5 protein-coding genes and 1 pseudogene are annotated in these 6,710 nt (G+C 64.7%); 1 reads left to right on the top strand and 5 read right to left on the bottom strand.

Annotated features, from left to right (window positions below):
* The 5 genes from EN914_RS18925 to EN914_RS18905 all read right to left on the bottom strand — a co-directional run.
* Window positions 1–669 (bottom strand): MFS transporter (locus tag EN914_RS18925; protein ID WP_127389201.1); only part of this gene is annotated, 669 nt, incomplete at its 3' end.
* Window positions 670–843: 174 nt separating this feature from the next.
* Window positions 844–1,431: a sarcosine oxidase subunit gamma family protein gene (gene soxG, locus EN914_RS18920; RefSeq protein ID WP_024501332.1), complete on the bottom strand. Its 588-nt coding sequence runs from the start codon at window positions 1,429–1,431 to the stop codon at window positions 844–846.
* Window positions 1,424–4,417 carry a sarcosine oxidase subunit alpha gene (locus tag EN914_RS18915; RefSeq protein ID WP_024501331.1) on the bottom strand — a complete coding sequence of 998 codons (2,994 nt, stop codon included), beginning with the start codon at window positions 4,415–4,417 and terminating at the stop codon, window positions 1,424–1,426. Before EN914_RS18915 ends, soxG begins: the two co-directional genes overlap by 8 nt.
* A complete protein-coding gene (locus EN914_RS18910; protein ID WP_013531142.1) occupies window positions 4,414–4,710 on the bottom strand; it encodes a sarcosine oxidase subunit delta in 297 nt (98 codons plus the stop codon). Before EN914_RS18910 ends, EN914_RS18915 begins: the two co-directional genes overlap by 4 nt.
* A 17-nt stretch (window positions 4,711–4,727) precedes the next feature.
* Entirely contained in the window at window positions 4,728–5,987 is a 1,260-nt protein-coding gene (locus EN914_RS18905) for a sarcosine oxidase subunit beta (RefSeq protein ID WP_024501330.1), read from the bottom strand.
* A 240-nt stretch (window positions 5,988–6,227) separates the two neighbouring features.
* Here EN914_RS18905 and EN914_RS18900 point away from each other — a divergent pair.
* Window positions 6,228–6,710, top strand: a pseudogene (locus tag EN914_RS18900) (mechanosensitive ion channel family protein); the annotation flags it as partial.

Here is a 6,710-nt window from a genome sequence, read left to right as displayed (position 1 = left end):
CAGCAGGACCATGCCGCTGCCGACCAGCACGAAGCCCGGAAAATCGAACGGCGTGCGCACGGGCTTGGTCATCGTCGGAAACAGCGAGGCGGCAAGAATTGCCGCCGCCAGCGCGAACGGCACGTTGATGAAGAAGATCCAGCGCCAGGAAATGTAGGTGGTCAGCGCACCGCCGACGAGCGGACCGACCAACGGTCCGGACTGGCCGGCCAGCGAGATGTACATGTTGATCTTGAGCGTTCGGCTGCGCGGAAAAGTCGACAGGATGACGACCTGGCCGAGTGTGCCCATCAAGGCGCCGCCGAAGCCTTGCAACGCACGCGCACCAACCAGCGTCCAGATGTTGTCGGACAGCCCGCAAAGCGCCGACGAGGCGGCGAACACCAGCAAGGCAAAGCAGTAGACGTTGCGCAGGCCGAAGCGGTCGGCGGCCCAGCCGCCAAGCGGCATCGAGATGATCAGGCTGGCGACATAGACGGTGATCAGCAGGCCGAGCTGGCTGGGCGGACGGCCGAGGCTTTCGCTGATGCCCGGCAGCGCGGTCACCACGACATTCTGGTCGAGGCTGGTCATGAACACGCCGCAGGCGACCGTCAGCGGCAGCAGGAGCAAGGCTCTGGCCGGCACATCGGCGCGGTCCGTGGCGCCGGCGGATAGTTCTGCGGTCATGGAGATGTTCGAACCAAACGAATGTGCCGACTCTTGAAGAAGGGATTTCATATCCCCTGTGCCGGTTGGGCGGCCGCGTTTTCGCACCATGGGCGCCTGCGGCCTGATTCTCTAGCGGCAGAAACGGCTGGCGTTGATGCCAGAAGCAGGAGCGATGCGACCGTTCGGCGCCGCCTATTGCACCTCGTAGCCGACTTCCTCGCTGGCGTGGCAGAGCGCCTTCCAGAACGAGCGTGCAAACGAGCGGAAGACATAGATGTCGAACTGGTCGGCGCCGGTGCGCTGGATCTGGGCGAAGACGTCGTGATGAGCGGTCGAGCGGCCGGCGCCATTGGGAAAGGCCGGCAGCGAAAAGTCGATGGCGAAGAATTTCGCCAGCACCCATTCGGCCTTCGGCCCGGCAATACGGATGGCGGTGCGGCCGTGCGAGAGATCGGTCACCGTGCCGATGGCCGAGGTCACCACCTTGGCAAAGGCAGCGGCCAGCCCTTCGGCCTCGTCGGCAACGGTGAACTTCCCCGGCGCGAAGCCGAACACCGACTTGACCCCGTCGTTCACTCCGCCGCCGGCGCCATCGGGAAGCGCCAGCCCGGTGACGGTGCGGATGGCTGCGATCAGCCTCTTCTCCTCGCCGGGCCAGGCGGCGAGTTGCACGATCGAGCCCGGCCTCGCCTCGGTCAGGATGATCTCGACGCCATGCTCGAAATTGCCGTGCGAGCCGACGTGAAATTCCGGCTCAAGCGGGGATTGGTGCTCAACCATGCATGCGGCTCCCGTCCGGATCGAAGAAGTGGTTGGAGACGATCTCGACCGGTCCGAACCGGTTGCGCAAGGGATCGGAGACGTGGGCGCGCGTGCCGTGCCGTGCCTTGCCGCCCTCGACCAGCGCCAGCGCGATATGTCTGCCGAGCGCCGGCGAATAGCAGCAGGCGGTGATATGGCCGATGGAGTCGTGCGGATTGGCTTCGTCAACCTCCTCGACGATGTGGGCGCCACCGTTGAGCGGCCGGTTATCGAGGGCGATCAGGCCGACCAGTTCGAGGCGGTCCGATGCGATCAAGCCTTCGCGGTCCATCATCGCCGAGCCGATGAACGGCTTCTTCTTCGACAGCATCCAGTCGAGATGCAGGTCGCGCGCCGTGGTGCGGCCGTCGATCTCGGCGCCGGTGACATGGCCCTTTTCGATGCGCATGGTGCCCAATGCCTCAAGACCGTAGGTGACCAGCCCGAACGGCTTGCCGGCTTCGACAAGCGCTTTCCAGACATGGGTGCCATGGCCGGCGCCGGAATAGACCTCGAAGGCCATTTCACCGGAGAAGGACAGCCGGCAGATCATCACCGGCACGCCTGATATTTCGCCGCGCACGATGCCCATGAAGGGCAAGGTGGCGTTGTCGACCGACGTGCCGGTGACACAGGCGGCGAGGATCTGCCTGGCCTTCGGGCCGCCGATCGCGGCACCTGCCCATTCGTCTGTCACCGAGGTGACGTGGACTTTCAGGTCCGGCCAGATCACGTCGAGGAAATATTCCAGATGCTGCATCACCTTGCCGGCGTTGGCCGTGGTGGTGGTCATCAGAAAATCCTGCTCGCCGAGCCGCCAGGTGGTGCCATCGTCGAAGGCGAGGCCGTCCTCGCGCAGCATCAGCCCGTAGCGGGCCTTGCCGACGGCCAGCGTCGAAAACATGTTGGTGTAGACGCGGTCGAGGAATGCGGCGGCATCAGGGCCTTGCACCGCGATCTTACCCAGTGTCGAGACATCGACGATGCCGGCGCTTTCGCGCGTCGCCTTGGCTTCGCGCACATAGGCCTGCTCGACCGTTTCGCCTGAAAGCCCATAGATCATCGGCCGGTACCAGAGGCCGGCGGAATACATCGTCGCGCCATTGGCCAGATGCCAGTCATGCATCGGCGTCAATCGTTCTGGCTTCAGGTCGCCAAAACGCTCGGCAGCCAGCGAGCCGATCGACACCGGAGCAAAGGGCGGCCGGAAGCGTGTCGTGCCGACCTCGGGGATCGGCTTGCCCAGCGCCTCGGCCATGATGGCAAGGCCAGGCACGTTGGAGCTCTTGCCCTGGTCGGTCGCCATGCCGAGCGTGGTGTAGCGCTTGAGATGCTCGACCGAGACAAAGCCTTCCCGGTGAGCCAGCCGCACGTCCTCGGCCGTGACGTCGTGCTGGAAATCGACAAAGCTCTTGCCCTTGGCCCTGATCTCGAACACCGGGGCGGGGTCGGGATCGCCAGGCACTGCTTCGACGGTCGGCAGCATGGACGGTGTGCTCTGCCCGCCTGCGGCGGCGAGGCCGGCGGCGCGGCCTTCGGCGATGGCTTCGGCCGTCGAGAAGCTTCCGGTGAAGGCGCCTGCGCCGATCCAGCTCTGTGTCGGCTTTGGCGGCAGGAAAGCCTGCCGCGCGGCGTTCCATTCTGCCTTGGCGCCGGCCTGGCTGGCCAGATGGATGGTCGGCGACCAGCCGCCGGACATCAGCAGGCAATCGGCATGGATACTGCGCGCATCACCGATGAGTGCCCCATTGGCCATGTCGAAGCGCTGCAGCTTGAGGCCGGACAGCGCCTTGCCGCCTTCGGTGGCGACGACGGCATGGCCGGCAAAGATCTCTGCCTCGGCTTCCGCGGCCAGCTTGCGCATCTCCGGCGAAAGTTCCGGCCTGACATCGGCGATGGCGACGACCGCGGCGCCGGCCTTCTTCAAGGCGACAGCCGCCCGATAGGCGCTGTCATTGTTGGTGAACAACGCGATCCGCTCGCCCGGCAGCACGCCGAATTCGTTGGCATAGCGCTCGGCGGCATGCGCCAGCATCACGCCTGGCCGGTCATTGCCGGGGAAGATGAGCGGCCGCTCGAACGCACCAGTGGCCAGGACCACGGATTTGGCGCGGATCGCCCAATAGCGATGGCGCGGCTCGCCCTTGCCGGGGTGCTCCTTGTGGTCGCTGACCCGTTCGAGCGCCGCAAGCGTGTTGTTGTCGTAGTAACCCCACACCGTGGTGCGCGGCAGAAGCCGGACATTGTCGCGGCCTGCGAGCTGGGCGACGGTGCGCCGCGCCCAATCGGCGGCAGGCGCGCCATCGATCGTTTCCTCGGACCAGTTGGCCGAACCGCCGAAATGCGGCTCGAGATCGGCCAGCATGACGCGCGCACCCTGATCGGCGGCGGCCTTGGTGGCCATCAGGCCGGCCGGCCCCGAGCCGACGACCAGCACGTCGCAAAAGGCGTTCATGCGTTCGTAGCGGGCCGGGTCTTTCGCCGATCCGGCACTGCCGAGACCGGCTGCGCGGCGGATGAAGTGTTCGCAGAACATCCAGAAACGCGTGCCCTTGAGCGGGCCGAACACCGGTCCCATGAAGGTCTTGTAGTAGAACCCGGCCGACAGGATCTTGCCGCCGAGCTGGTTGACGGCGTTGATGTCCCAGGCAAGCGAGGGAAAGCGGTTCTGGCTGATGGCAACCAGCCCGTCATGGATCTCGACCATGGTCGCTGGAATGTTGGGCTCGCGAACCTCGCCCTTCAGCACCGTCACCAGCGCGTTGGGTTCCTCGACGCCTGCGGTGAGCAGGCCGCGTGGGCGATGGTATTTGAACGAACGCCCGTACAACGTGACGCCCTTGGCCAGCAGGGCTGACGCCAGCGTGTCGCCGGCATGGCCAGTGTAGGCCGTGCCGTCGAAGGTGAAGCGGATGGTTTTCAGCCGGTCGATGCGGCCGCCGGTGTCGGCGCGGCGCGGGCTCATGCCTTGTCCTCCGCCTTGTGGCGGGCGGCCGACCCATGATCGCCGCGCGCAAAGGCAACGCTGGAAATCTCATGCGTCAGCGTGTTGCGCACGACCTTGAGATGCGCGCGGCAGCCGCCGGAATGTTGCCAGATCTCATTGTGGTCGCCGGCCGGATTCAGCCGGTCATAGACATAGGCGTTCCACGCCTCGAAATTCTGCGAGGCGGGGTCGGGACGCTCACGATTGCCGTCACCCTGATAGGTGAACTCGATGACGTCGCGCGGGCCGCAATAGGGGCAAGTGATCAACATTGGACTCTACCTATTGCCTAATGCAGCCGCGGGTTTGCACCCTGGCCCTTGTCGTCGATTACCAGCCCGCGGTGGAAGCGGTCGAGCGTGAAGGGCGCGTTGAGGTCGTGCGGCTGGTCCTTGGCGATGGTCCAGGCGAAGCACCAGCCGGAAGCCGGCGTCGCCTTGAAGCCGCCATAGCACCAGCCGCAGTTGAGATACATGCCGGGCAGGGGGCCGGCGGTGATGATCGGCGAGCCGTCCATCGACATATCGCAAACACCGCCCCAGGAGCGCAGCATGCGCACGCGCGCGAGTCCCGGAAACAACGCCAGCATTTCACTCATCACCTCGTCGACGACAGGCAGATTGCCGCGCTGGGCGTAGCTGTTGTAGCCGTCGATGTCGCCGCCATAGATGAGGCCGCCCTTGTCCGACTGCGACATGTAGAAATGGCCCATGCCGAAGGTGACGACCGTGTCGATGAAGGGCTTCAGCGATTCCGTGACGAAGGCCTGCAGCACATGGCTCTCGATCGGCATCGTCTCGATGCCGGCCATCTGCATGACGCGTCCGGTGCTGCCGGCGACCGCCACGGCCACCTTCCTGGCGCGGATGTCGCCGCGCGAAGTGGTGACGCCTGATATGCGGTCGCCGTCGCGCAGGAAGCCGGTGACCTCGCAATTTTCGATGATGTCGACGCCGCGCCTGTCGGCGCCGCGCGCATAGCCCCAGGCCACCGCATCGTGGCGGGCGGTGCCGGCGCGGCGTTGCATCAGGCCGCCGACCACCGGGAAACGCGCGTTGTCGGAGATATCGAGCGCCGGAATCAGGCGTTTGATCTCAGTCTTCGTCATCAGTTCGGCATCGACGCCGAGATGGCGCATGGCGTTGCCGCGCCTTGCATAGTCGTCGAATTGGGCCGGCGTGTGCGCCAGGTTCAGGCAGCCGCGCTGCGAGAACATGACATTGTAGTTGAGCTCGTGCGACAGGTTCTCCCACAGCTTCATCGAGTGTTCGTAGAAGCGGGTGTTGGCAGGCAGCAGATAATTCGAGCGCACGGCCGTGGTGTTGCGGCCGACATTGCCGGAACCGAGCCAGCCCTTTTCCACAACGGCGACATTGGTGATGCCGTGTTCCTTGGCAAGATAATAGGCGGTCGCCAGCCCATGACCGCCGCCACCGATGATGATGACGTCATAGGACGCCTTCGGGTCAGGCTTGCGCCATGCCGGCTTCCAATCCTTGTTTCCCTTGAGCGCGTTCGCGAGCAGCGAAAAGGCCGAGTACTCTGCCATTGATGTCATCCGGTTCGGGCGATGCGGCAGACTATAGAGCAGGCCGCATCCGCAAAGCCAATATTGCGCCATCGCCTTTCGACTGGCCGACGCCCGGGATGGGATCACTCGGCGTGAGTGATCGGTTGGGGCCAATGATCGGATGGGCTCGCGATACGACGGCTTGCCCCATGATAGGGCCGTCTTTATCAAGGACAGGCTTTCAAATTGCCTTTGCCGCCGATGAGTCGCCAACAAATCATGCTTTTCCGATTGCTTCGTCTCATCCTGGTACTCACGCTGGTCGTTTCGGCGCCGCTTTCGTTTGAGGCGATGGCGCAAGCGCTCGGCCAGGGCTCGGCCGGTTTGGTCACCGATCAGCAAAAGGTCATCCAGGATCTAACGGCCAAGACGGACGATCTCGAGAAGAAGATACAGCAGGACGGTGAGGACGATGCCTCACTCGTGGAGATCCGTCTGCAGCTGGAGGACCTGTCGCGGGCGGCACTCACCAGTGCGCTGGTATTCCGCTCGCGGCTCACCGAGATCAACAATCGCATCGAGGTGCTGGGTCCTCCACCGGCGGTGGGCCAGCCGCAGGAGCCCGACATAGTGACGGGCGAGCGTCAGGCGCTTGCATCGGAAAAGGCCGAGATCAACGCGGTCGTTGCCAGCGCACAGAACCTGTCGATCCGCATCAGCGGGCTGATCGACAAGATCGGCAATATGCGCAGCGAGCTGTTC

Origin of the sequence: Mesorhizobium sp. M7A.F.Ca.CA.001.08.2.1, assembly GCF_003998455.1 — a bacterium.
GTDB lineage: Bacteria > Pseudomonadota > Alphaproteobacteria > Rhizobiales > Rhizobiaceae > Mesorhizobium > Mesorhizobium ciceri.
The sequence above is the reverse complement of the archived record's forward strand: the minus strand, read 5'-3'. Positions and strand labels throughout refer to the sequence as shown.

What these genes read in the sequence shown, in the direction of transcription:
- EN914_RS18905 (WP_024501330.1), bottom strand. Translation starts at nt 5,987, where the DNA reads ATGGCAGAGTACTCGGCCTTTTCGCTGCTCGCGAACGCGCTCAAGGGA.
- EN914_RS18910 (WP_013531142.1), bottom strand. Translation starts at nt 4,710, where the DNA reads ATGTTGATCACTTGCCCCTATTGCGGCCCGCGCGACGTCATCGAGTTC.
- EN914_RS18915 (WP_024501331.1), bottom strand. Translation starts at nt 4,417, where the DNA reads ATGAGCCCGCGCCGCGCCGACACCGGCGGCCGCATCGACCGGCTGAAA.
- soxG (WP_024501332.1), bottom strand. Translation starts at nt 1,431, where the DNA reads ATGGTTGAGCACCAATCCCCGCTTGAGCCGGAATTTCACGTCGGCTCG.